This is a genomic window from Gracilibacillus alcaliphilus (genome assembly GCF_016909015.1).
Taxonomy (GTDB): Bacteria; Bacillota; Bacilli; order Bacillales; family Amphibacillaceae; genus Gracilibacillus; species Gracilibacillus alcaliphilus.
Genome location: NZ_JAFBFA010000008.1, coordinates 85,113 through 111,369, shown reverse-complemented (window position 1 = coordinate 111,369; position 26,257 = coordinate 85,113). Strand labels below are relative to the sequence as shown.

The following is a 26,257-nucleotide window of genomic DNA, read 5'->3' as shown; positions in this document are numbered from 1 at the left end:
ATGGTTAATATAGGGATTAAATCTGCTTCCATAGTTTAGTTGTGAGAAAAACTTACAAGGAAGTACTCTCAATCTAGCATCCATTATACAGGAAATGGTTGAAAAGAAAAACCGTTTATTTGCGTGTTCAAAAAGTTCAATAAAAAGGACCAAGAAGTTCAAGGCGGCGTAGCCTTTGAGCAACGGAGCGTATGTTTTTAATACGTGAGTAGCGGAAAAGCAAGCCAACGCAGAAATTCGCCGTGTCATTTTTGTTGGGCTTTTTGAACAACCTCTTTATTTGGTTTGACCATTACCGAACAGTAAATATTTATTGGAGGTAAGTGCTTCTAAGCCCATTGGTCCCCTGGCGTGTAATTTTTGCGTACTAATTCCAATCTCTGCTCCAAACCCAAATTCAAAGCCATCAGTAAATCTAGTCGATGAGTTATGATAAACGGCTGCTGCATCTACTTGATTCATAAAATCGACGACATGCTGATCGTCCTCAGATATAATTGCTTCCGAGTGTGTCGTACCATATTGGTTAATATGGTCGATTGCTTCTTGGACTGTATCTACGACCTTTACTGCTACAACATAATCGTTAAATTCTTCATAATAATCTTCGTCTGTGACTGCCTTAATATTATTTCCTTTGCTTTGTGTGAAAGCATCACCGCGAATTTCTACTTCTTTCTCTTGCAGTGCTGACACAAGTTCAGCTAGGTGCTGTTCTGCCCATGTACGGTCTACTAAGATCGTTTCGATTGCGTTACAGACTGATGGACGTTGTGTTTTGGCATTAACAGCTACTTTGATAGCCATTTCTTTATCTGCTGTCTGATCAATAAATAGATGACAGTTACCTGCACCTGTTTCTAACACCGGCACAGAGGAATTCGCTACTACAGTATCAATTAAGTTTTTACCGCCTCTTGGAATTAATACATCCAAATAGTCGTTTAGTTTAAACATCTCTGACGCGGTTTGACGACTTGTATCTTCAATTAATTGTACCGCAGCATCAGGTAAATCAGATTGTTTCAAGGCCTCATGGATTACTTTGACCAAAGCCGTATTCGAATGGATAGCCGAGGAACTTCCTCTTAACAACACCGCATTTCCGGTTTTTAAGCAAAGACTTGCTGCGTCAATGGTTACATTTGGCCGAGCTTCATAAATCATGCCCACTACTCCAATTGGTACACGTACTTTTTTAATCCGTAAGCCATTTGGACGGGTCCATTCTTCCATCACATCACCAATTGGATCAGCCAGCTGCGTCAACTCTTGCATAGCATCTGCCATTTCATCTATACGCTGCTCATTTAAGACAAGGCGGTCGATTAATGATTCGCTCATACCATTATTACGCCCATTGTCAATGTCACGCTGGTTCTCTTGGATAATGAAATCCTTTTGTTTGCGTAACTCATCGGCAAGAATTAACAATGCCTCATTCTTTGCTTCCGTTGTACTTGTACCAAGAGCAGTCGTCGTCCCCTTCAATAATTGTGCTTTCTGGATTAAATCACTCATAATAATATTCCTCCTTTATCGATAATACCAACCGATCTCGATGAATCACCTCGGGTCGAGTTCGATCTGCCTGTTCCATTGCTACTTTACTAGGTTCTCCTTTAGATTTGATAAGTTCTTCCGAAGAATAGTTGACTTGACCTTTGGCAATAACTTCTTCCTCAAATACCACTTCTACCACATCACCAGCAACAAAAGTTCCTTCTACCCATTTAATGCCTGCCGGCAGCAGACTTTTTCCGTGATGTAATATCGCATCACTTGCTCCTTTATCGACATGCAGTTTACCTGCCGATTTGGAATGAAAAGCAATCCACTGTTTTTGTTTACGGTAGCTGTTCGTCAAACCCTCTCCGATATATGTTCCATCTCCTTGATTATGCATAATGCGGAGCAATTTATCTTGCCCTTTTCCTGTACCGACAAACACTTTCACGCCAAGAGAAAGCGCCGTCTTAGCGGCAATCAGTTTTGATTTCATGCCACCAGTTCCAAATTTGGATCCGGAATCGGAATTCGTTTGCTGCAATATATCGTCTGAGATTGTCTCTAAACGATCATAACGTTTGGCTGTAGGATCTGTATTGGGATTCTTATCGTACAGGCCATTTATATCCGTTAAAATAATCAAGAAATCGGCATGTACCAGCCCGCTTACTAAGGCAGATAACATATCATTATCACCAAACGTTAATTCATCGACCGCAATCGTATCATTTTCATTGATGATCGGAATTACATCACGTTTTAACAGCTCTGATAATGTCGAATAGACATTGCTATATTGTGTCTCATTACGAAAGACATCTTTGGTCAATAATAACTGGGACGTAACCATATTAAATTTGCGAAATTCGTCGGTGTACGCCTGAACCAGCAATCCTTGCCCTACGGCAGCAGCTGCCTGCCGTCCCACCACAGTGACCGGCCTTGTTGGATATCCCAAATCAAAGAAACCTGCCGAAACGGCTCCTGAGGAAATCAGGATCACCTCATAATTTTGCTGCTTTAATTTTGCAATTGCCTGTGTGTGTTCCTGCAACTGCAATAAATCCAAACCACCATTTTTATTCGTTAGAGAACTACTGCCAATCTTCACAACTACTCGTTGTTTTGCCATATCATTCACGCCTTTTTAAAATTACCGTTATTGCCAACTTCGACATTCGCTGCGTCATTTTTTATTGGACTTTTGGAACCATCTTTATTACACAAAAACAGCCCTTCTCCTCCTCACATGTAAGGACGAAAAGAGCTGTTTCCGCGGTACCACCTTCTATTGATCATCGCTAAACGATGACCCTCTTAAACTCGCTAACGCCGAGTGACGGTTAAGTTTGGGCTTAACAGTTCATAGAGCAGGTTCATTGATCAAGAGGGTCATGGAATCTCTCAGCCTATGAATTCCATTCTCTGCTTACCTTTGTATCAACTAATGACTCTAATCATTACTTTTGACATATATTGCTTCTTATTATAACGAATCTTAGTTTATTTCTCAAGTGTTTCTTTGATTGGTGTAGTCCAATTAAAAACATCTTCCTCTGTACCATATTGGATACCGGTTAATGTATCATATAACCGTTTAGAAATTTCACCTGTTTCACTATTGTTAATCGTCATTTTTTTACCTTCCCATACCAATTCGCCAATCGGTGAAATTACGGCTGCCGTTCCGGAACCAAACGCTTCTTCCAGTTCACCTTTTTGGTGATAGTTATAAAGTTCTTCCATGGTAATACGGCGTTCTGTTACAGGGATATTCCAGTGTTTTAACAGTTCAATCACAGAGTCACGCGTAACCCCTGCCAAAATACTGCCGTTAAGTTCCGGTGTAATCACCTCACCATTGACTTTAAAGAACACGTTCATACTACCTACTTCTTCAATATATTTTTTCTCTATGCCATCCAGCCATAATACTTGTTCATAGCCTTCTTTTGCTACAACTTCTTGCGCCTTTAGACTAGAGGCATAGTTTCCAGCAGTCTTTGCCTCTCCTGTCCCGCCTTTTACCGTACGGACATAGCGATCTTCAACAGCGATCTTAACCGGGTTAATTCCTGATTCGTAGTAAGCCCCTACTGGCGATAAAATCACAATAAATTGGTAAGTAGCCGACGGTGATACGCCTAAATATGGCTCTGTTGAAATAATAAATGGCCGGACATAAAGGGATGTGCCAGGAGCATCCGGTACCCAGTCTTGGTCAATTTGAACAAGATATTTAACAGCCTCGACAGCGAATTCCTCATCGATCGGCGGAATACACATTCTATCGTTAGAACGGTTTAAACGATCCATATTCTTGTCTGGCCGGAATAACTTGATTTGACCTGATTTGGTTTTATAAGCCTTCAGACCTTCAAATACAGTTTGACCATAATGAAAAATTATTGCGGCCGGATCTAATACAATCGGCTGATAAGGGACAACACGCGGATTGTGCCAACCCTCTTGTGGTGAATAGTCTTGAATAAACATGTGGTCGGTAAAGTATTTTCCAAAAGAAAGCTGATCTGATTGCGGCTTTACTTTTGGGTTTTCGTTTTTGGTGAAAGTGATCGTATTCTCTGACATAACAAGACTCCTTATTCAAATAAATTCTGCATACTATCTATTTTATTACTAAAAGGACATGAATGACAACTATTTGTTCTTTAAAAGATATATATGGCAGAATAATGATGTTTCTAGGTATACTTGCAAAAAGATTGTAAAAAATCAAGTTAACTAGCGGGAGGACTTTTGTTGATTCCTTAAAGTTCAGAGCTACTTCTTAAAAAATAACACACAGTGAATTTCTGTAGAGATGGCGAGACTTTCTGTGCAAAGGTTCTGCTCAAACTATGCCACCTGGAATTTTTGCCATAAAAGAAATACTGGTGCAAATGTTGCGATAGAGCATAATGACGGTAGTTTAAAAATTAGCTCATAGATTTAAAAAGAGCTGCCATATTTTTTACAAAATTTGTAATAACCCAATCTGTGCAGGGCAAGAGATGTTTCAATCGTTTCTTCATCATCAAATGCTATCGCTTTTAAAAGGGCTTCCCCTAAGCAGGCATTGTATATATTCCGCCCTAAATTCAGACGTTTTTCAAGCAAGTGTTCCTGCCATGTTTCCGTCGTTAAAGGTAAGGTTAACACATAGGTTGGCTCATGAACACAGTTAAATCTAGGTCTCAACCGAAGCCGATTCTACACGACTGAAGTCACGAGTATTTTCGGCTATTGGATAAAAATTATCGCTTTTTCATAAACCTCCCCCATTCCTGTCTTTATTAACAGTATAGCAAGAAGAAACAGGGAGCAAACTTACGTGCGTATAATTTACCTCCATGTTGATATATTACTACTTATTCTGCCTCCTGATCCAAATACTTATGTGAACCATCACAAATCGGATATCGCTTCGATTGGCCGCAAATACAATCCGTTAAACCTTTGCCCATTAGGATTCGTGGTCGATTCTTTTCAATCCGGGCGGTGCGTGTTTTGGATTGTTTTGGCTGAGAAAAATGCAGTAGATAGGCTCTTTGCCGTCCCGGTGTCAGTGTTTCGAAGGCCTCTTTCAAGTCAGGGCTTTCCGCAAATGCCTGATCTAGCTCTTCTGGGACACTGTATTCTTGATGTTGTTTCACTTCAACCTTCAAACCAGCCTTTTCTATGTTTATTGCCTCTTGTACATATTCTTTTATCGTCGCATTCTGTTCCATGATTTGATCGACATGTGTAAACCGAATCTGACGGGCAGACTGTACATTCTCTGTTTGCTGCACAAGAATGCCTTGAGGATCCTTCAATAAAGCCCCTTTATGAAATAATAGGGCGCAATAATCCTTAAAACCATGCATTAATACTATATTCTTCCCCTCAAATGTATAACAAGGGTGTTTCCATTTAAAATCTTCGGTTAGTCCGCATTGAAGCAAGATTTCCCTGAATTGCTCGAATGCTTCTTTCCAGTTTTTTGTTTGACTTAAAAATTCATCGACCTTGGGATTTAATTTCGCTTCGGTCATTACAGATCACACCTTTTCCATGCACCACCAGCTGTTAAGCAATGGCTGGCAATAGTATCTATTTAATAATAGTGACTCACTATATTATACGATCTCCCTCCTATCCTGTCCATTTCGCCTTATTAGAAAAACCAAGAAGAGCATTTGGTCCTTTACCTTTTAGCCAAGATAGATGTCCGTTCTGAGAAGTCGCTTTCACTCAAGAGTACAACTGCAACATCTGTTCAAGCAAAAGACACTTTCATAGTATTTCTATGCCGCCTGGCCTGGCTTCAGTTATTCCTGCAGGAGTCGATGTTGACTTATCGTAAGGCGTGAAGTGAACTCTCTAAAGTTAGTTTGGCGCTTGGAGCTGGACATTACTATTCTTGAATAAGAATGAACGCATGAAAAATGATATACTTTCTGATTTTATTAGAAAAACTTGGCTTACCGCCAAATCTTTATGGCGAAAGCCTTCGTTTTACAAATTTTTATACTTTTCTACAGTGTAAAAAATCCTCTCCACTCCGATTAGAGTGAAGAGGATTTTTTATTTAGATTTACATATTCGCTACGCTAGGAAGGGACGTGGTGCCCATTAAATATTGATCTACCTGATGCGCAACCTCTCTGCCCTCATTAATAGCCCAAACAATCAAACTTTGACCACGGCGGACATCACCAGCAGCAAAAACATGTTCCACATTGGTGCGAAAATCGCCGTAGCTGGCATTTACTTTGTTATTTGTGGTTTGCACATGAAAAGCGTCTAATACTGGCTGTTCTGCTCCTTGAAATCCGATTGCTATTAATACCAGTTGCGCCGGCCAGACTCTTTCTGTACCAGGTAATTCTTCAAAAACAAACATCCCATTTTCATCACGCGTTTTTTTCATCTCGATCGTGTGTAATTCTGTTAGTTTACCTTGTTTGTCCGTCACAAATTTCGTTGTTTGAATCGAATATTGACGAATATCAGCCCCGAATTTTTCTTTTGCTTCCTTGTGAGCATATTCTAAACTAAATACTTGCGGAAAAGCAGGCCATTGATTATTATCATCCCTTTTCACCGGTAATTGCGGGTGTTTCCCAAACTGGACAATACTTTTCGCCCCTTGTCGAATAGCTGTAGCAATACAGTCAGCACCGGTATCTCCTCCGCCAATCACAATCACATCTTTGCCTTCCGCATTTAATTCGGACTCCAATTCTACTTGCTCATCTAGTAATTTCTCTGTCGCTCTTGTCAGATAATCCATTGCAAAACGAACCCCTTCCGCTTCACGGCCTTCCAGCGGCAAATCACGATGTTTCTGAGCACCGGTACAAAGAATAACGGAATCATAATCTGCCTTGATCGATTCGGCTGAGATATCTTTACCGACTTCTGTGTTTAGAACAAATGCAATGCCTTCTTGTTTCAGTAAATTGATTCGGCGTTCGACTATCCCTTTATCTAACTTCATATTTGGGATACCGTATGTTAATAACCCACCTGCACGATCGGCACGCTCAAATACAGTAACATGATGTCCGGCTTGATTTAATTGATCAGCTGCAGCCAAACCTGCTGGACCTGAACCAATAATCGCTACTTTTTTGCCTGTGCGGTATGCTGGAATACGAGGTTCAATCCAACCTTCCTCAAAGCCTTTTTCAATAATCTTTTGTTCGATATTTTTAATGGTTACTGCTGGATCATTGATGGCTACCGTACATGACCCTTCACATGGTGCTGGACAAACCCTTCCTGTAAACTCTGGAAAATTGTTTGTCTTCATTAAACGATCTAAAGCCTCTTTCCATCTCCCTTTATAGACGAGATCATTCCATTCTGGAATCAGATTATAGATCGGACAGCCAGATGTTGCCCCTTCTATCTCTTTTCCAATATGACAGAATGGAATTCCACAATCCATGCACCGCGCTCCTTGTGTTTTAGCTATTTCATCTGAGAAAGGAGCAGCGTATTCTTTCCAATCATGAATCCGCACTAATGGATCTCGCTCATCTGCTGTTTGACGCTGATAATCCATAAATCCTGTTGCTTTTCCCATTATTTCCTATCTCCTTTCTAATTTACTAGTACTTCATTTGTAGTTGAGGCCACGGTAATTTCTCCATTTTTCTTTGCCATAAATGCTTGATAATGTGCCTCTTCTTCAGATAAGCCTTGTTCTTTAAACCATGCAATCTGTTCCAGCATCAGCTGATAATCTTTCGGAATTACTTTGACAAACTGTTTTACTTCCTCTTCCCAGTTATTTAATACCATTGCTGCTTTTTCACTATTGGTATATTCATGATGATTAATAATTAACTCTTTCACCTGTTCGATTTCTTCACGATCAGTCAGCCTGTCAAAATGAATCAGCTCATCATTGCACAATGCTTTAAATTGTTGGATATCACTTGGCCGAACATATGCAACACCACCAGACATACCTGCTGCAAAGTTTTTGCCGATATTACCTAAGATGACAACACTGCCGCCCGTCATATATTCACAGCCGTGGTCACCGACACCTTCAACCACTAACCTTGCGCCACTGTTTCTAACCGCGAAACGTTCCCCGGCCAGCCCTTGAATATATGCTTCGCCACTTGTTGCTCCATAGAAGGATACATTACCTGCAATCACATTATAGCTTGGATGGATAGTCGATTTCTCAGAAGCACGGACAATTACTTTACCACCTGATAATCCTTTCCCGACATAATCGTTGGCATCGCCAGTGACAGTCATTGTCATACCCGATGGAATAAAAGCACCGAAACTCTGACCGGCTGAACCTCTAAAGTGAAGGTTTATTGTATCCTCTGGCAGTCCTTGTGCCCCATACCTTCTCGTAATTTCACTTCCTACAATCGTACCGACGACACGATCGGTATTCTTGATTGGATAAGAAGCCTCTAAAGCTTCACCTGTTTGAATTGCTCTTTCGACAGCTGGTAGGATACATGTTACATCCAGTGACTGATCTAGCTTATGGTCCTGTGATGTCCTGTTGCTGCGATTGCCTTCTGGCTGATAAAGCAAGGTAGATAAATCTAAATATTTCGCTTTCCAATGCTGCTGAATACGATCAGATACCTCTAGGATATCAGTGCGCCCTACCATCTCATCCATCGTTCTAAATCCGAGTTCTGCCATAATTTCACGGACTTCTTGTGCGATAAATCGCATGAAATTGATTACATGTTCGGGATCACCGCTAAATTTTTTCCGTAATTCAGGATTCTGTGTTGCAACTCCGACAGGACACGTATCTTGATGACAAACACGCATCATGACACAGCCAACGACAACAAGCGGTGCTGTGGCAAAACCATACTCTTCAGCTCCTAATAAAGCTGCCATTACTACATCTCTGCCAGTTAATAATTTACCATCTGTTTCTAAAATAACGCGATCTCTTAAGCCGTTTAATAATAATGTTTGATGGGCTTCTGCCAAGCCTAGCTCCCATGGCAAACCGGCATGTTTGATACTTGTTTTTGGTGAGGCACCTGTTCCGCCATCATAACCAACAACAGAAATCACATCTGCATTACCTTTGGCTACACCAGCAGCAATCGTACCGACACCTGATTTGGCTACCAATTTCACACTTATCCGAGCATCACGATTAGCATTTTTCAAATCATGGATTAACTGTGCCAAATCCTCAATCGAATAAATATCATGGTGAGGCGGTGGTGAAATTAAGTCGACCCCCGGTGTGGAACCGCGGACTTCAGCAACCCATGGATATACCTTGTCTGCAGGCAGTTGTCCGCCTTCACCAGGTTTTGCACCTTGTGCCACCTTGATTTGGAGTTCCTTGGCATGAACCAAATAGTGACTGGTGACACCAAAGCGTCCAGAAGCTACCTGTTTGATCGCGCTCGAACGTAGATCACCATTTTTATCTGGCGTAAAACGGTTTGGATCTTCACCGCCTTCACCACTATTACTTTTTCCGCCAAGACGATTCATAGCAATGGCCAGCGTTTCATGTGCTTCTTTACTAATAGAACCATAAGACATAGCACCTGTTTTAAATCGTTTGACGATAGAATCAACTGATTCCACTTCATCTATCGAAATACTTTGGCTTGGTTTAAAGTCAAGCAAGTGACGCAGAAAACCAATTTGTTCTTTATTAGCCGCCTTTGTAAATTTCTTAAACAAACTATAATCGCCACGGCGGCACGCCCATTGTAACGTGTATATCGTTGTTGGATTAAAGGCATGATGTTCACCGACTTGACGCCATTGGAAATCACTTCCGGCTGCCAAGGAATGATCAATTGCTTGTTGATAGCCTTTTTGATGGTGCAGCTCTGTTTCTTTCTGAATGATATCCAGGTCGATTCCATCGATTTGTGATGGTGTGCCTGTGAAATACTTTTCAATTACCTGCTTACTAATACCAACTGCTTCAAAGATTTGTGCACCACGGTAACTCTGAACAGTTGAGATACCAATCTTTGACATAATCTTGATAATACCTTCTGTGGCAATCGCAATAAAACGCTCTTGAACATCTTTGATCTCCATCTGTAGTCTGTCATTGAGAATCGCCTCATAATAGGTTTGATAGACAAGATAAGGATGGATTGCATCCACACCAAAGCCTAGCAATGCAGCAAAATGGTGTACCTCTCTTGCCTCACCTGCTTGTGCGATAATACTTGCTTTTGTTCGCAATCCTTCTCGTACTAAATATTGGTGCAAGCCGCTCACAGCAAGCAATACAGGAATCGGCTTCTTCTTCATATCCATATGTTTATCGCTTAATACGATAATATTCTTTCCAGCTCGAATCGCTTCTTTAGCTTGTTCAAATACATCATGGAGTGATTGTTCCAGATTATCAGTGAATAAGGTATCAATTACTGCCGTATACATGCCTTCTATCTTGCCGCTAACCAATTGATCAATCTGGTAGTTTGATAAAATCGGTGATGTAAGCTGGACACGTTTTGCTTGTTGTTTAGACGGGTGAAGAATGTCCCCTTCTCCGCCAAGCCATGTCAACATTGAAGTAACCAATTGTTCACGGTACGCATCAATTGGTGGATTAGTAACCTGAGCAAACAATTGTTTGAAATAGTTAAACAGACTCTGAGGACGTTCTGATAGTACCGCTAATGGCATATCCATCCCCATCGCACCAATTGGGTCTTTCCCAGTTTCGATCAATGGTAATAAATATTTTTCAATATCTTCTGTTGTATAGTGGAAGGCCTTTTGTTTCACCACTAATTGGTTATCAACCGCCACATCATTTTTTGCTTCTATTTCTAAGCTGGAAGCTTGATCTTTCAACCACTCTTGATAAGGAAAAGCTTCTGCTACTTCTCGCTTAATCTCTTGATCTGAAATAATTCTGCCTTTTTCTAGATCAAGCAGTAACATTTTCCCTGGACTAAGACGTTCTTTAAGCAAAATATTCTCTTCCTCATAATCAATCACACCAACCTCAGATGAATAGATTAAATAATCATCTTTTGTTATATAGTAACGCGCTGGGCGTAATCCATTACGATCCAGAATCGCACCGATTTGTTTCCCATTAGTAAAAGTAATCGATGTCGGCCCGTCCCAAGGCTCCATCATCATGCTGTGATATTGATAGAATGCACGTTTCTTTGCATCCATATGATCATTTTTATCCCATGGTTCCGGAATCAGCATCATGGCTGCATGAGCTGGTGTACGACCAGCAAGGGTCAGAAATTCCAGCGCATTATCTAACGTTGCCGAATCACTTCCGCCATCATTGATAATTGGAAGAATTTTATCAAGATCCTCTCCAAAGGCATCAGAGACAAATTGCTGTTCTCTTGCCTTCATCCAATTAATATTTCCTCTCAACGTATTAATCTCACCATTATGAATTAAATAACGATTCGGATGAGCACGTTCCCAAGAGGGGAAAGTATTGGTGCTGAATCGTGAGTGTACTAGTGAAAAGGCCGATACAAAATCCTCGTCTTGCAAATCTAAATAAAAACTGTCTACTTGCTCTGGTGTTAACAAACCTTTATAAACAATTGTCCGATTGGAAAAACTAGCTGCATAAAAACGAACAGATTGCTCTTTAGCCCAGTGTTCTATTTGCTTGCGGATAATATATAATTTACGTTCAAACGCCAGCCCTTCCACGCCTTCTGCTTCAATAAACACCTGTTTCACTGCCGGCAAGGTTGTAATCGCTCCTTTACCAATATGGGAAGGATCTACTGGAACATCTCTCCAGCCAATTAATAACTGACCTTCTTGCGCAATTACTTGATTTATTTTATCAATTGTTTTGGTTTGTTCTATCTCATTTTGAGATAAAAATAACATACCAACACCATAATTTCCTACGCTCGGAAGTTGAAAGTCTTTGCATTCTCTTCTAAAATAATAATCAGGAATCTGTACCATTAAGCCAGAACCATCGCCTGTGAGTGGATCACTGCCTTGACCGCCGCGGTGTTCCAGCTTACAGAGCATACTTAATCCTTTTTTTACAATGTCATGTGTTTGTTTACCTTTAATATGTGCGTATAAACCGATACCACAAGCATCATGCTCGAAATTGGGATGGTAAAGTCCTTGTGCCTTCGGTAAATTATCATATGTCATCTAGGTCGCCCCCGTTTCTCATACTGGTTAATGTCATCATGAATGAAGCTTTGTTCTCTACTTTGGCCGGTAGATTTCCTGACAAGATTTCTTCATTCTTCAACCATTAACCTGACTATTATTATGATATGTCATTTATTTATTCTAAACAATATATAGTTTGCATGAAATCTATCTAATTTTGATATATACTAATGAGGTGAAACCATGGAATTACGTCAACTTCGCTATTTTGTTGAGGTTGCAGAACGGGAGCATGTCTCTGAAGCGGCAGTTGCCTTACATGTAGCTCAATCTGCCATTAGCCGACAAATAAGCAACCTAGAAGCAGAACTTGGTGTCGAACTGTTTGAGAGAGAAGGCAGGAATGTTCGCTTGACTCATATCGGCAAGATATTCTTAACCCATACCAAAACGGCATTAAAAGCCATTGATCATGCGAAAAAGCAAATTGATGAATATATTGATCCAGAACGCGGATTGATTAAAGTCGGCTTTCCAACTAGTCTTGCCAGTAATTTACTGCCAACCGTTGTCTCGGAATTTAAGAAGCTTCATCCTAAAATCGGCTTTCAATTACGCCAGGGTTCTTATAATTTTTTAATTGAGTCTGTCGAAAACAGAGAACTTGATGTCGCCTTTTTGGGCCCTGTATTTACTGAACACCCCGGAATTATTGGAAATGTGTTATTTGAAGAAAATTTTTATGCCTTGGTTCCTAAATCACACCGTTTAGCAGAACAGACAAGCGTAGATTTTCAAGACTTGCACGATGAAGATTTTGTGTTGTTTCCAGAAGGTTTTATCCTGCACCAGTTGGTGACAGATGGTTGTATCAATGCTGGGTTTACACCAAGAATCACCTCAGAAGGGGAAGACTTAGATGCCATTAAGGGGCTTGTTGCTGCCGGTATCGGGATTACTTTATTACCGGAAAGTGCCTTTAATGATCTGAATTCAGACTACAGTGTAAAAATCGCGATTAAGAATCCAGAATTAAAACGAACCGTTGGCGTAATTATTCCCAGAAATCGCAGGTTAGCGCCATCTGAACAAGTTTTTTATGATTTTATTAATTATTATTTTGCAAATAAGAAGTGATAGAGCTACCATGTTGACGCTGTTATAGGGAACAAATGATGGAGTAAAAAGAAATCGACTCCTGTGGGACAAGTGGGAAGCATCGAGTAGAAAGATTGAACCAAGTGTACTTTTTTCTAACAGCGTCTTTTCATAGATTTAATCAAATATATCTCAAAATGAGTGTGTATGTATATGGAATTATTTAGCACGCAAAAAATATGGGAGATTCCATTAATGGAAGATTGTTTGATTTGCCATCGAATGAATATGATTAAAGAAGGCGCAAATAAATATTTTGTCGCTGAGCTCGAAACAGGCTATGTGGTGATTGGGGACCATCAATATTTCGAAGGTTACACACTATTTCTTTGTAAAGAACATAAACATGAACTTCACGAATTAGATAGTGATTATAGGCAGAGGTTTCTGGTTGAAATGAGCAACGTATCGGAAGCTGTTTATCGAGCGTTTAAACCAGATAAACTTAACTACGAACTTCTTGGCAACGGTGATTCACATCTGCATTGGCACATATTCCCTAGAAGATTGACTGAACCTACCCCAACGCATCCTGTTTGGTGGACACCGAAAGAAGTGATGTATTCAGAAAGTGTAAAACCAAGCAGTGACGAATTAAAAGAATTAAAGAGCAGGTTATTAGAAGAATTAAATAAGATAGTATAACTCTGCCCTTCTCAAAAACAGTGCACCATAAAAAATGTACCAACATACAATCGCATGTGGTACATTTTTTTTACAGTCTAGCCTATTAACTTCCCTAACCATCGATCTGGATGCTGAAACTCTAACTCTTCCATTAAGTAGGTTTCAATAGCCGTTAGATCTTGTGTCCATTTAGCCTCCTCTATCGAAAAATCAAACGGTACTTTTGTATAGATAGCTGCTAGTTTACGAGAAATCATTAGATCATCATAGTAGGTGTCAATTTTCTTTTGCATCCCTTTTGTCAGTTGTTCTTTATGGGCAAGAAGGTTGTCAATGGTATTATACTCCTGCAGCAGCTTTAATGCCGTCTTTTCACCGACCCCTTTTATACCTGGATAATTATCCGAACTATCTCCCATCAAGCCTTTAAGCTCAATAATTTGTTTAGGTGTGAGTGCCATTTTCTCATAAAAGTTATCTTGATTAAAGACATCATAGTTGCCTTGCCCTTTTTTCATAATCGCGACCTGAATATTATCATCTACTAGCTGTAAAAGATCTTGATCCCCGCTGACAATCGTCACCAAGTGATCCTTGTGCAAGTTTTCGGCAAGTGTACCTATACAGTCATCTGCCTCATAACCTACTTCTCCGACATTTGGCACCTGAAACATAGTGACAATATCTTTGGCAAGATCAAATTGAGGTACCAATTCTTCAGGGGGTGCTTCACGGTTTGATTTGTAACCTTCATACCACTCATTGCGGAAGGTTTTACTTCCCATATCCCAACAGCATATAACATGGGTCGGCTGGAAAGTTTCGATCGCATTGGTAAAATAATTAAGAAAACCAAATAAGCCGTTTCTTGGGATACCTTTACTATTAACCATAAAATTACCGGTAAACGCCGTTGCAAAAAAACCTCGAAATAACAAGGCCATTCCATCGATTATTAATACATGTGATTTCTCATTCATTATTATCCACCCTCTAAGATTATTTCATTTACATTATCGGTCATCATCTGTATATTAAAGGTTAGTAGAAAATTTTGCAATACTAAAGGAGTTTAGCAGATGACAAATCAACATGAAGTAGCAACATTTGCTGGCGGGTGTTTTTGGTGTATGGTCACCCCATTTGACCAATGGGATGGTGTGATCAGTGTCGTATCAGGCTATACTGGCGGTAAAACAGTTAACCCTACTTATCCAGAGGTAAAAACTGGCACAACCGGGCATTATGAAGCCGTGCAAATTACATATGATCCAAGCAAGATTTCCTATCAGCGTATTTTAGAATTATACTGGCAGCAAATTGACCCGACCGATGCTGACGGTCAATATACGGATCGCGGTTCACAATATCGTGCCGCTATCTTCTATCATACGGATAAACAGCAACAACTGGCCGAAGCTTCCAAAAAGGCATTGGCTGATTCTAACCGTTTTCAAAAGGAAATTGTCACTAGTATTCTGCCAGCTGCCATCTTTTATCCAGCAGAAGACTATCACCAAGATTTCTATAAAAAAAGCACAGAGAAATACAAAAGCGAGCGTCTAAAATCAGGCAGAGATGCTTTTATCGAACAACATTGGAAATAAATTAATCTAGCATAGGAAATAGCAAAAACACCAGTCTTAATAGAGGCCGGTGTTTTTGTTTTTTACCACTTCTTAATTGCAGAACGATCTCCCTTGCTGTTGCCTTTCTTAGAAAAACGCTGGGATAATTCTTGCTTCACATCGGCAAGTGTGACGCCCTGGTTTGCCATCATCACCAAGGTATGATATAACAGATCACTGACTTCATTGGTTAATTCCTCTTTATCATTGTTTTTGGCTGCAATAACGACCTCTCCAGCCTCTTCAATCACTTTCTTACCAATCTTATCAACGCCTTTATCAAACAGGTAATTAGTATAGGAATTCTCCACTTGTACTGTCTTACGTTCTTCTACTTCCGCCATTACATTCTCAATAATGGCCGGATCAAAATTCTCTTCTGTATCAGCGACATGATGAAAGAAACAGCTCGCAGCCCCGGTATGACAGGCAGGTCCAGCCGGTATCACCTGAATTAGAAGTGTATCCTGGTCACAATCCAAACTAATAGACTGCACTTCTTGAATATTGCCTGACGTAGCACCCTTATGCCATAATTCATCCCTTGAGCGGGAATAGAACCATGTCTGTCTCGTTTCTAATGTTTTTTGATAGCTTTCCTCATTCATATAGCCAAGCATCAGGACGTCCTTCGTATAATAGTCAGTAATAATAGCAGGTACGAGCCCTTTGGAAAAATCAGGCGTCACGAATCATCACTCCTTTTTCAGCACATACTTGTTTCACTTCTTGAACGGTGAAGGTATTTTCATGAAAAATTGAGGCAGCCAGACCAGCAGATACATCCGTTTTCTGAAACACTTCTGGGAAATGTTCTGGCTTACCGACACCTCCTGAAGCAATAACTGGAATACGGACAGCGTCCACAACGGCCTTGGTTAACGGAATATCAAACCCTTCTTTTACACCATCGGTATCTACACTTGTTAGCAAGATTTCACCGGCACCACGTCGCTCCACTTCTTTTGCCCATTCCAATGCGTCTATACCAGTATCTTTGGTGCCTCCATGTGTCATCACATGCCATTTATCACCGACACGTTTGGCATCAATCGCTACGACAATACACTGTGCTCCAAAACGGTCCGCACTTTCGGTAATCAATTCTGGATTACTTACAGCAGCAGAGTTCATCCCCACCTTATCTGCCCCTGCCTGTAAGAGACGGTTCACATCTTCGATGGTCCGCACTCCTCCACCAACAGTAAACGGTACAAATACTTTTTCTGCCGTATCCTTCACAATATCTACCATCGTTTGCCGGCCTTCATTCGTTGCCGATATATCTAGAAACACAATCTCATCTGCTCCTGCCTTAGAATAACTGGCAGCCATTTCAACCGGATCACCCAACTCTCTTAATCCCACAAAGTTGGTTCCTTTTACAACCTTGCCTTCCTTCACATCCAGACAAGGTATGATGCGTTTAGCAATCATCTGATTTACTCCCCTTCCGTTATTTCCAGAAATGTTTTTAACAGTTGTACACCAACTGGTCCGCTTTTCTCCGGGTGGAATTGCATACCAAATACATTGCCTTTACGCACAATAGCAGGCACTTCCGCCCCATAGACTGCTGTAGCCGCCAGATAGTCTGGTACAGTTACGGCTTGAAAGGAATGAACAAAATAGACATGTTGATCCTGAAAAGCCTCCAATTCTGGTTGGTTCGTTTGGATATCTAGTTGATTCCAACCGATATGCGGCAGTATATATGGTGTTTCGATTAATTTGACCTCTCCTGGGATCAAACCTAAGCCAGTGGTAATACCATTCTCATACCCTGTTTCAAACAACAGCTGCATCCCCAGACAGATACCTAGAAAGGGCTTTTCTTCTGCTAGTTCTTGTAACACCTTGGTTAATTGCCGTTCCTTAATCTCTGCTACAGCAGCCTGAAACGACCCGACACCAGGCAGAATAATGTGGCTGGCTTGTCGCAATAGTTCTGGCTGATCCGTTACTTTAACTTGATAACCTAAACGTTCAAAGGCCGTTCTTACACTTGCGATATTTCCCATTCCATAATCTACAATTGCGATCATTCGATCGTCCCCTTTGTTGAGTTGACCCCTTTAATTTCTGGGTTAATGCGTACAGCTTCCCCCAAAGCGCGTCCTAATGCCTTAAATAAGGCCTCAATTTTGTGATGGGTATTATGGCCATATAGCACCTTAGCATGGAGAGTGATCGCTGATTGAAAGGCAAAGGCCTGCATAAATTCCCGGACCAATTCGGTATCAAAATTCCCCAATTTCTCATTTTCCAACTCTGCTTCAAATACAAGGAACGGTCGGCCGCTTATATCCAGTGCAACAAATCCAAGTGCTTCATCCATTGGCACATAGGAGCTTCCATAACGATTAATCGACTGCATATCTCCTAATGCTTCTCTAACTAATTGTCCAAGCACGATGCCAACATCTTCTACAGTATGGTGGCTATCAATATGCAAATCACCTTGTGCTTGTACCTTTAACCCAATTCTGCCATGACGGGCTAAGGCGTTTAGCATATGGTCAAAAAAACCAACTCCTGTATCAATACTGATTTCACTTGAGTCATCTAAATTAACGGAAACCTCAACCTTTGTTTCTAAGGTCTCTCTTGACTTACTAGCAGTTCTCATTATTTGTCCTCCAAACGTTTTTGAACGGCAAGGCCATGACCTTCCAATTGCTCTTGATTCGCAATCGCAATCACGTCTTTACCGGCTTGTTTTAACGCAGCTTTCGTATAATATATATAAGTAGTCTTCTTGACAAAATCATCTACGGATAAACCAGAAGAAAATTTTGCTGTTCCAGAGGTCGGCAAGACATGGTTAGGACCTGCAAAATAATCCCCCAAAGCCTCTGGAGTATAATCTCCTAGAAAGACAGAGCCTGCATGTCGCACCTTGCTTAAATAGCTAAGCGGGTTATTTACTTGAATCTCCAAGTGCTCAGGAGCGATTTGATTCGATAAGGCAAAAGCTTCATCTAGTGATTCGACCACTACGGCAGCACCTTTTTCTTTCAACGATGTTTCGGCAATATCTTGGCGCGGCAAGGAAGCTATTTGCTCTATTAGCGCCTGTTCGACACGATCTGCCAATTCTTGAGAAGTCGTAATAAGAAAAGCACGGGCATTTGTATCATGCTCTGCTTGGGCAATTAGATCAGCTGCCACATATTTAGGGTTGGCTGTCTGATCGGCAATAATTGCCACTTCACTTGGACCAGCAATCATATCAATTCCAACATCTCCATAGACTAGCTTTTTCGCTGCTGCCACATAAGCATTTCCAGGGCCGACAATTTTGTCAACTTTTGGAATCGATTCTGTCCCATAGGCTAGAGCAGCAATCGCCTGCACTCCGCCTACTTTATAAATATTGGTGACACCAGCAATATCTGCTGCAACAGCCAGGATAGGTGTCAGCTCTTCTCCGTGCTTAACAGGTGTTGTCATCACTACCTCCTTTACACCGGCTAATATAGCAGGAATAGCATTCATCAATACCGAAGATGGATAGACTGCCGTTCCACCCGGTACATAGATCCCTACTCGATCAATAGGGCGAAATAACTGGCCAGATGTGATATCTGCCTCTGCCTGCATAATACGTGAATTTTGCAGCTGTTTGCGGTGAAATTCACGGATATTATCTGCTGCACGCTGTAAGGAGCGAATCACTTGATCATCCACGAGATTCCAGGCCTTCTTTCGTTCTTTTTCCGTTACTAAAAAAGACGCTGGTGCCTGACCATCAAATTTCTCAATATAATTTCGAACAGCTTGATCACCTTGTTCCTGCACATCAGTAATAATGGTATTTGCTGCCTGTAAGTAAACCTGCTGTTGTTTGCTGTTCGTTCTCTCTGGCGCTGCTTTTTGTAAAAATTGTTCGGGGGTTAATAAAGGAATCATCCTTGTTTCACTCCTTCCTTAAATCGTTCAATTACTGGTACTAACTGGTCGCGTTTAATCTTTAACGAAGATCGATTGGCAATCAGACGGGCACTAAAAGAAAAGAATTCGTCCTCAATGACCAGACCATTTTCCTTTAGTGTGGTACCAGTCTCGACAATATCGACAATGGCGTCTGCCAAACCAAGGATTGGTGCTAATTCTACCGATCCCTCCAAACGAATAATATCGACAGACTCCCCTTTTTCTTTGAAATATTCTTTCGTTATTCGGGTGAATGTGCTGGCAATCCGTTTCTTGCGGCCTGGCCACTGATAGTCGGCTTTAGTTGCCAATGCCATGCGGCAATGTCCGAAAGGTAAAGGAAATAGATTATAGACATCCGGCTGATGCTCCACCAAGATATCTCCTCCTACCACACCGATATCAGCAATACCATTCTCGACATAAGTGGTTACATCAACACCCTTGGCAAAGAAGAAGGAGAATTCTTTTGTCTCGATCTGTAATTTCCGCCCTTTATCCCGTAAAGGTTCTACGTCATATCCAAGGCTCTCAAAGAAAGCCAAGAATTGTTTTTCTAACCGTCCCTTAGTTAATGCAATAACTGGTTTCATAACTTTACCACCTTATACTGACCGTTCTCTTCTATCACTTCATAGATCGTTTGATAGTTTGCTGGTGTTTCCAGCTGATATTGAATATCAACCACTTGCCCCTCCAATTCAGCACGATATGCTTCTGCCACGGCATGTGTTGCTGGACTGGCTATAATACAGCTCTTGACTACTTCTGAGGCTGGTTTCATATGTTTTGCTAAGATATCGACATCAAAGGCAAGGCCGACAGCTGAGATTCTCTGTTGAAATTGTTCATACAGTTTGTCATATCTCCCGCCCGAAAAACAAGTGGAACCATCATTTGTCAAAAACGCACGGAACATAATTCCATCATAATATGGCAGGTTTTTTACACGGCCAAGATCAACAATTACTTCTGTTACACCGCTCGCTTCCAGCAAATCAATTAACTGCTCGATATGGTCTAAAATAGCTAATAGATTTTGACGCGCAGACCACTTACGGCGATACTGCTCTATGATATCTCGTGAACCATAAGCGTCAATAAGTGAGATAAGTGAGCTTGCTAGTTCGGCATCCTCGTGAATCAGGGCGATTTCTTCGACTAGATCAGCACGCTTATCATGCATAGCTTGTAATAGCTGCTGTTCTTGCTCTTTAGTAAACGAATAAGGGGCAATAATCGCTTCAAAAATCCCTGTATGTCCTAATTCTAACACATAACTCGTAATATCTAGGCGCTGCAGATAGGCAATAGCCGTTAATAAGCTCTCAGCCTCACCATAGAAACGTTCAGCATGAACAATTTCAATTCCTGCTTGCCTGCTTTCTTTTTCCGCCTTATCAAAACGGAAAACACTGCCTTGATAGGACCATTTCTGTTCGGAGGGCGGCTGTCCTGCAATCGCACGCGCAATGGCAGCGGTCCAATCGGGGCGTAGCACCTCAATCTCTCCCTCTCCATTAAACCATTTCAACATGGAATGCAGATCCATACCAGCGATATCGTTCGTGAAAGTAGCGGCATACTCCACTACTGGGGTTGTAATTGGTTTGAAATTGCGTTGTTCCGCTACCAGGCGAAATACTTCAGATGCCTTTAAGCGATTTGATATTTGAACACCAGTTTCATCCTGGCTTCCTGATGGTAAAAACATGTCGTTCACATCCTATATCACTTTATTAATTTACCACTCTACCGTGATAAAGTGTTTTGTTATGTTATAACCTTACCACACTACTTTTTACTCTGTCAATTATGTCTTTGCAAATTTCTTGGCAAACGATACAATAGGAACAAGAATAAACAACTAAAGGAGATGCCGTATGATGAACATATATGGAGATTATCATGTCCATACCCCTTTTTGCCCGCATGGATCAAATGATGCACTATCACAGTACATAGAACAGGCCATTGCTAAAGGCTTAACAGAAATCAGTTTTACTGAACACGCCCCATTGCCTAAAAACTTTACCGATCCGGCTCCTAAACGAGATAGTTCCATGAGCTGGCAGGATTTAGAGGCGTATATAGACGTGATTGAAACCGTTAAAACACAATATAAAACCGATATTAGGATTAACCTAGGCTTTGAATTGGATTATATTGAAGGCTTTGAGCAGGAGGTTACAGCATTTTTGAACCAATACGGTCCTTTCATAGACGACGCCATTTTATCTGTACATATGTTAAAAACACCTGACCAGCAGTATGTTTGTCTGGATTACAGCCGCGATGAATTTCAGCACATTATTCATATTTTTGGTAGTTTAAAGTCTGTTTATGAAAAGTATTACCAAACGGTCAAACAATCGATAGTGGCGGATCTTGGACCCTATAAACCTACTAGAATCGGCCACCTCACCCTTGTCCATAAATTCCAGCAGTCCTTTCCGATGAAGGATAATTTTGAAGCTGTAACTGGCCGCCTACTGGATCTTATCAAGCAAGAGCAACTGGCATTGGATTTGAATACGGCTGGTCTATATAAGGAAGACTGTCAAGAGATCTATCCAGCGCCTGCTATTGTTCACCAAGCAATTGCTAAGGGAATTGAATTAAAGCCTGGTTCGGACAGCCATCAAGCAGAAACGATTGCAAGGGGATTTGATCAGCTTAAACAACTCTTTGCTTAAACCCTTGCTGCCTCAGAGATAGGAACCTGGACTCCAAAGGAATCCAGGTTCTTTTTAAAGGAAAGTATATCCAATACTAGCCATTATTAGCTATTTCAGAAATAACCCCCGTAGAAGGTATAGAGAGCAACGCAATTGCTGCGGCTGACCGTTTTGCTCTTAATGGATATCCACCTTGGCTAAAAGGTAAAGGATCAAATGCTCTTCTTAGTTTTTCTCGTATGCATCAAACTGCTTCCCGAACGATTGTTGCCTAGTACGGTTAAAGATTCTCTTTACCCGCTAAAATAGCGGTTAGTTGCTGACTTACTGTTTGCAATGTCTCTTTATTGCCTGCCTGATCTTCCATACCGGCGATTAGATGGTGGTAATAGGAAACCACTTCTTGCTCCAATTGATTGGTTAGCTCTTGATAGTGAGTTTGCCATTGTGTTTTATAATATTCTCCCAGCTGTTTCTCCAATCGTTGCACGGCCTCTTTCCACTGTAACTGCAGATATTCACCAGACCCCTCTTCTACTTCTTTTCTGCCATCATGAGCAAAAAACAGTTTAGTATCTTTATATGCCTGCACCCATTTAGCCAGCAATTTTTCATCCAAACGGATGTCTTTTAAGCCAATCACTGGTTCTGTTAAATGGATCGTATCAAGCTGTGAAAAAGAAAAAGCATCATCTATTTTAGCTGCTTTCGCTTGAGTATCTTTTCGCCATTGCTGCACCGCTTGGTTAAAGACTTGCTCCAAACGAATAGTAATTGCTTCATACTCATGTGTTAGCCTAGTATTTAAGGCCTTAACTACTTCTAATATGGCTGCTTCTAATTCCTTTTTCCCTTTACGTCCTGGCGATTGAATCATACCTGGATGGACAAAATCTTTAAAAACATCCTGGTATTGAATCGACAAACGCTGAATCGCATAGAAGGCTTGTTTATGGAGCTGTTGTTGCACAGTATCAATATACAAATCATCCACTGATGAGTGAAGCTGTGCTTGGATTTGTTCTTGTTTGTGCTGACTTTCGGCCTTCATTTTTGCTTTCTCATGTTCATTGCCATCGATCATGCTCAGCCAATTAGATACTAAACCGAGTGCCTTTGATAAATCGGTATAAATGGATCGCATACTCATTTGTGATAACTCTTCTTTTATAAAGGAAAAGAAGGCCTGTTCAAACATTGGCAATCCAGTTGCTGCTGTTTTCTTGTCTGTTGCTTGTTTACTGGAAACAGCGTACATACGCGGGTTTTGAATATCAAAGGTTTGTAGCTCTTTACGAATATAATCCTGGACTAATTGTGCCTCTGTTACGTCTTTTGCTAAATCAATCGCATTGATAATAAAGAACATCTTATCTAATTCAAAGGCATCCTTAACCTTGCCAAGACGTTCTAAGAATTGCTGATCTGGTTTAGAGAAAGGGTGGTTATAGTACGTTACAAACAGAATGGCGTCTGCATCCTTGATATAAGAAAATGCCAAATCTGTATGCCTAGCGTTGACCGAATCTGCACCAGGTGTATCAACTAAGGTAATCTGTTTGTCAGTTAAATCTGACTGATAGAACAACTCCATCTCCTTGACAAAACACGCAATCTCCTCATCACGGATATATTGCTGAAATTGGTCGAAATCAATTACATATTCTGTACCGATCCGATCTTCCATCTTCTCAAAGCCATGATAAAAGGCGGTTAAGAATGATTTATGCTGATCCTCCATTGCCAATTTTTTCAGATTTGTTTTTTTCACCCAGCGATAGGCTTCTTTGATATGATCAAAAGTCTGTCTGGTAATCTCATTAATATCAGCGGTTAATTCCTGTTCATCTTTAATCACTACATGTACATCTTTATGCTGATAACCTGCACGCACTGGACTGATCTTATTTATAGCTGCCGTGGTTGGATTTGGTGAGACCGGTAATACCTTCTCCCCAATCAAGGCATTTGCAAAGGAAGACTTCCCAGCACTAAAAGCCCCAAACAAAGCAATCGTAAAAGATCGATCCTTTAAACGTGCTTGCTTATTCTGCAGTTCATCGGCCAGCTGTTCTAAACCTTGAATCGACTCGATTAGCGAAAACGCCTGTTCGGCATCAGATAAAGCCTCATCATATCGGAACAGGCTGACTGCCTCCGAATCCTTTGGTTCCGCTTCTGAAACAGGTAAATCAGCAGCTTGTTTGGCAGTTGGTAAATCTTCTATCTTGGATACAACAGTTACTTCTTTACCGCGTAACCATTCCAAGATCACTTCCATTAATGACTCATTATACGGATAATCTGTAGATAAAATCGCTTCTGCTTCCATTCTTTTCTTAGAAAAAGCTAGCTCTTCCTGATTCTTTTCTTCACGCAGCATGTGATAATGGCGCTGCTGTTCTATTTCTTGCTGCAGCTGTTCTATTTCTGCTTCAATTGGCTCTAAAACAGCCGGTTTTAAGCTGTGCCATTTCTGTTTATAATGCTGACGGTACACCTTCTTAATCATTTGTGCTACATTCTCTGTATAAACTAACAGATACTCTCCGTTAACCGTTGCCCCTTCATTCATTTGCTTGACCAAATCATCTGGCTGGATGTGTGAGCTGAAAATAGCTTCAGAGAAATCGGCAGCCAGATAAGGCTTTACCAAATCTAAAAGTTTATCACGCAGCTTCCATTCCAAATTCGTTTCTGTTTTTTCCTTGACGGCTTGGTAAAAGGTGCTTAATCGTTGCTCCCTCTCGGTTTGAATTTTCTTTTGATTGCGGAATAACCCCAGTTTGAATTTGGGATCATAAGCTTGCAGTACTTGTTCGGCTCGCTCACGGATTTCAAAGGGTACTAATTGGGCATTTTTGGTCGTTTTCTCCACTTCACCTAGAAATTCTGTCTCGATCGCTTCCCTTTCCTGCAATTTAGCCTGATAAGTCTGTTCCATTTCAATCAGAGATGACACAGCAGGGGCAATTTCAGCGATGGCTTCGTCTAACATCTCTATACGATCAGTTAACGCTTTCTTGCTGTTTTTAATAAAATCCGTGACAGAATGTGACACACCTTGGTTAATCGTCTCTGCTAAGATCTGCTGATGATTCTCTGTCATAAGCTGGAATACGGTTTTACGCAGTGCATCTAACTGATTGATCGCTGCCCCTTGTTGCATCGATGTATAAAATATTTGGACAGGTTTAATCTGCCATTGCTGAAATACCTTGTCAATACTTGCTTGAAAAGAAGTAAACGAGATTTCTTCTTCATCATGCTTATCCATTTGATTAATAACGACATAATACGGTTTGTTCATTTCATCTATTTGCTTAAGAAACTTGGCATTTACTTCGGATTGGACATGGTTATAATCCATAATATAAAATAAGACATCTACTTTATGCAAAGCTGACTCTGTCATCAGCCGATCCGCGTCATTAGCTGCATCAATCCCAGGGGTATCCATAAAACTAACCCCTTGAGGTAATTGTGCCAATTCCTTAAAAATTTCTACCTTCTTGATTTCATCCCCATCTCGGCATAATTGATGAAGTTGCTCCAATGGCGGCAAGGTTTCCATTTTTACCGCTGGACGCTCGGCAAAATGAATAATCACCGCTTCTTCCCCACGTTTAATTTCTACAATATTAGCACTAGTAGGGATTGGACTCTGCGGCAAAAGTGCTTCTTCCATTAAATGATTAATTAATGTCGATTTACCGGCCGAAAAATGCCCGCTGAAACAAATATGGAGCATTTGGTTTTGTAATTTATCGAAATAATCTAAGATTTGTTCTTTATATGTATCTTCTTGCTGCTGTTGAAAAAAGTCGAACATTTGCGCAAGTCGTAACTTTTCTTGATCTATATCTTGTTTCGTTATTTGCATGCTAAAACTCCTTGACGATGATTCTTTTTCCCCATTATACTGATTTTTTCAAGATATGGCTAATAGTTTTTATTCGGATAAAACGAATGTTGTCGCTTTATTATTTTTCCAAAAAGAAGAAGGAGCCAGTCCATGTATGGATCTGCTCCCCAACACCTTGTCTATCAATGAGCACCATCTTCTTTGCAGAGATTTAAAAAAGTTGCACTTTCCCTCAGGATCGAAGCTGGTAC

At 40.8% G+C, this 26,257-nt stretch carries 20 protein-coding genes; 4 read left to right on the top strand and 16 right to left on the bottom strand.

All coding sequences use genetic code 11. The features are described 5' to 3' along the window. Window positions 1–276 precede the first annotated feature (276 nt). The 7 genes from JOD18_RS08530 to gltB form a co-directional block, all read right to left on the bottom strand. Window positions 277–1,521, bottom strand: coding sequence for a glutamate-5-semialdehyde dehydrogenase (locus tag JOD18_RS08530; protein WP_204668526.1), 1,245 nt, complete (start codon window positions 1,519–1,521; stop codon window positions 277–279). Further along, window positions 1,514–2,641, bottom strand: a complete 1,128-nt coding sequence (gene proB / locus JOD18_RS08525; protein ID WP_204668525.1) for a glutamate 5-kinase — start codon at window positions 2,639–2,641, stop codon at window positions 1,514–1,516. The genes JOD18_RS08530 and proB overlap by 8 nt, the downstream gene beginning before the upstream one ends. A 371-nt stretch (window positions 2,642–3,012) precedes the next feature. After that, on the bottom strand, window positions 3,013–4,101 hold the full coding sequence (locus tag JOD18_RS08520) for a branched-chain amino acid aminotransferase (protein WP_204668524.1): 1,089 nt from the start codon (window positions 4,099–4,101) through the stop codon (window positions 3,013–3,015). Between the two features lie 360 nt (window positions 4,102–4,461). Then, window positions 4,462–4,629: a hypothetical protein gene (locus JOD18_RS08515; protein WP_204668523.1), complete on the bottom strand. Its 168-nt coding sequence runs from the start codon at window positions 4,627–4,629 to the stop codon at window positions 4,462–4,464. Window positions 4,630–4,880: 251 nt separating this feature from the next. Beyond that, window positions 4,881–5,546 (bottom strand): DUF1801 domain-containing protein, encoded by a 666-nt coding sequence (locus tag JOD18_RS08510; RefSeq protein ID WP_204668522.1) that lies wholly within the window; start codon window positions 5,544–5,546, stop codon window positions 4,881–4,883. A gap of 542 nt (window positions 5,547–6,088) precedes the next feature. Further along, complete coding sequence (locus tag JOD18_RS08505; protein ID WP_204668521.1) at window positions 6,089–7,585, bottom strand: glutamate synthase subunit beta; 1,497 nt, start codon at window positions 7,583–7,585, stop codon at window positions 6,089–6,091. 17 nt (window positions 7,586–7,602) lie between these two features. Next, complete coding sequence (gltB, locus tag JOD18_RS08500; protein ID WP_204668520.1) at window positions 7,603–12,150, bottom strand: glutamate synthase large subunit; 4,548 nt, start codon at window positions 12,148–12,150, stop codon at window positions 7,603–7,605. A gap of 207 nt (window positions 12,151–12,357) precedes the next feature. Here gltB and gltC point away from each other — a divergent pair, with 207 nt between their 5' ends. Both gltC and JOD18_RS08490 read left to right on the top strand, forming a co-directional pair. Further along, complete coding sequence (gene gltC / locus JOD18_RS08495) at window positions 12,358–13,251, top strand: glutamate biosynthesis transcriptional regulator GltC (protein ID WP_204668519.1); 894 nt, start codon at window positions 12,358–12,360, stop codon at window positions 13,249–13,251. A gap of 216 nt (window positions 13,252–13,467) precedes the next feature. After that, on the top strand, window positions 13,468–13,917 hold the full coding sequence (locus JOD18_RS08490) for an HIT family protein (RefSeq protein ID WP_204668518.1): 450 nt from the start codon (window positions 13,468–13,470) through the stop codon (window positions 13,915–13,917). 77 nt (window positions 13,918–13,994) lie between these two features. Here the strand turns inward: JOD18_RS08490 and JOD18_RS08485 are convergent, their stop codons facing one another. Then, complete coding sequence (locus tag JOD18_RS08485) at window positions 13,995–14,879, bottom strand: 5'-3' exonuclease (RefSeq protein WP_204668517.1); 885 nt, start codon at window positions 14,877–14,879, stop codon at window positions 13,995–13,997. Between the two features lie 99 nt (window positions 14,880–14,978). Between JOD18_RS08485 and msrA the strand changes: the two genes are divergently transcribed. Next, complete coding sequence (gene msrA, locus JOD18_RS08480; RefSeq protein WP_204668516.1) at window positions 14,979–15,506, top strand: peptide-methionine (S)-S-oxide reductase MsrA; 528 nt, start codon at window positions 14,979–14,981, stop codon at window positions 15,504–15,506. A 62-nt stretch (window positions 15,507–15,568) separates the two neighbouring features. Here msrA and hisIE read toward each other — a convergent pair whose 3' ends face one another. Genes hisIE through JOD18_RS08445 form a run of 7 tightly spaced genes read right to left on the bottom strand, consistent with a single transcriptional unit; the run spans window position 15,569 to window position 21,177 of the window. Continuing rightward, a complete protein-coding gene (hisIE, locus tag JOD18_RS08475) occupies window positions 15,569–16,216 on the bottom strand; it encodes a bifunctional phosphoribosyl-AMP cyclohydrolase/phosphoribosyl-ATP diphosphatase HisIE (RefSeq protein ID WP_204668515.1) in 648 nt (215 codons plus the stop codon). Continuing rightward, a complete protein-coding gene (hisF, locus tag JOD18_RS08470) occupies window positions 16,206–16,964 on the bottom strand; it encodes an imidazole glycerol phosphate synthase subunit HisF (protein WP_204668514.1) in 759 nt (252 codons plus the stop codon). The genes hisIE and hisF overlap by 11 nt, the downstream gene beginning before the upstream one ends. A gap of 5 nt (window positions 16,965–16,969) precedes the next feature. Further along, window positions 16,970–17,572 carry an imidazole glycerol phosphate synthase subunit HisH gene (hisH, locus tag JOD18_RS08465; protein WP_204668513.1) on the bottom strand — a complete coding sequence of 201 codons (603 nt, stop codon included), beginning with the start codon at window positions 17,570–17,572 and terminating at the stop codon, window positions 16,970–16,972. After that, window positions 17,569–18,156, bottom strand: coding sequence for an imidazoleglycerol-phosphate dehydratase HisB (gene hisB, locus JOD18_RS08460; protein ID WP_204668512.1), 588 nt, complete (start codon window positions 18,154–18,156; stop codon window positions 17,569–17,571). The genes hisH and hisB overlap by 4 nt, the downstream gene beginning before the upstream one ends. After that, window positions 18,156–19,439, bottom strand: coding sequence for a histidinol dehydrogenase (hisD, locus tag JOD18_RS08455; RefSeq protein ID WP_204668511.1), 1,284 nt, complete (start codon window positions 19,437–19,439; stop codon window positions 18,156–18,158). The genes hisB and hisD overlap by 1 nt, the downstream gene beginning before the upstream one ends. Continuing rightward, window positions 19,436–20,056: an ATP phosphoribosyltransferase gene (hisG, locus tag JOD18_RS08450; RefSeq protein WP_204668510.1), complete on the bottom strand. Its 621-nt coding sequence runs from the start codon at window positions 20,054–20,056 to the stop codon at window positions 19,436–19,438. The genes hisD and hisG overlap by 4 nt, the downstream gene beginning before the upstream one ends. Beyond that, window positions 20,053–21,177, bottom strand: coding sequence for an ATP phosphoribosyltransferase regulatory subunit (locus JOD18_RS08445; RefSeq protein ID WP_204668509.1), 1,125 nt, complete (start codon window positions 21,175–21,177; stop codon window positions 20,053–20,055). Before JOD18_RS08445 ends, hisG begins: the two co-directional genes overlap by 4 nt. A 169-nt stretch (window positions 21,178–21,346) precedes the next feature. Here JOD18_RS08445 and hisJ point away from each other — a divergent pair, with 169 nt between their 5' ends. Continuing rightward, window positions 21,347–22,159 carry a histidinol-phosphatase HisJ gene (gene hisJ, locus JOD18_RS08440; RefSeq protein ID WP_338029509.1) on the top strand — a complete coding sequence of 271 codons (813 nt, stop codon included), beginning with the start codon at window positions 21,347–21,349 and terminating at the stop codon, window positions 22,157–22,159. Between the two features lie 262 nt (window positions 22,160–22,421). Here hisJ and JOD18_RS08435 read toward each other — a convergent pair whose 3' ends face one another. Then, complete coding sequence (locus JOD18_RS08435) at window positions 22,422–26,024, bottom strand: dynamin family protein (protein WP_204668508.1); 3,603 nt, start codon at window positions 26,022–26,024, stop codon at window positions 22,422–22,424. Between the last annotated feature and the right edge of the window lie 233 nt (window positions 26,025–26,257).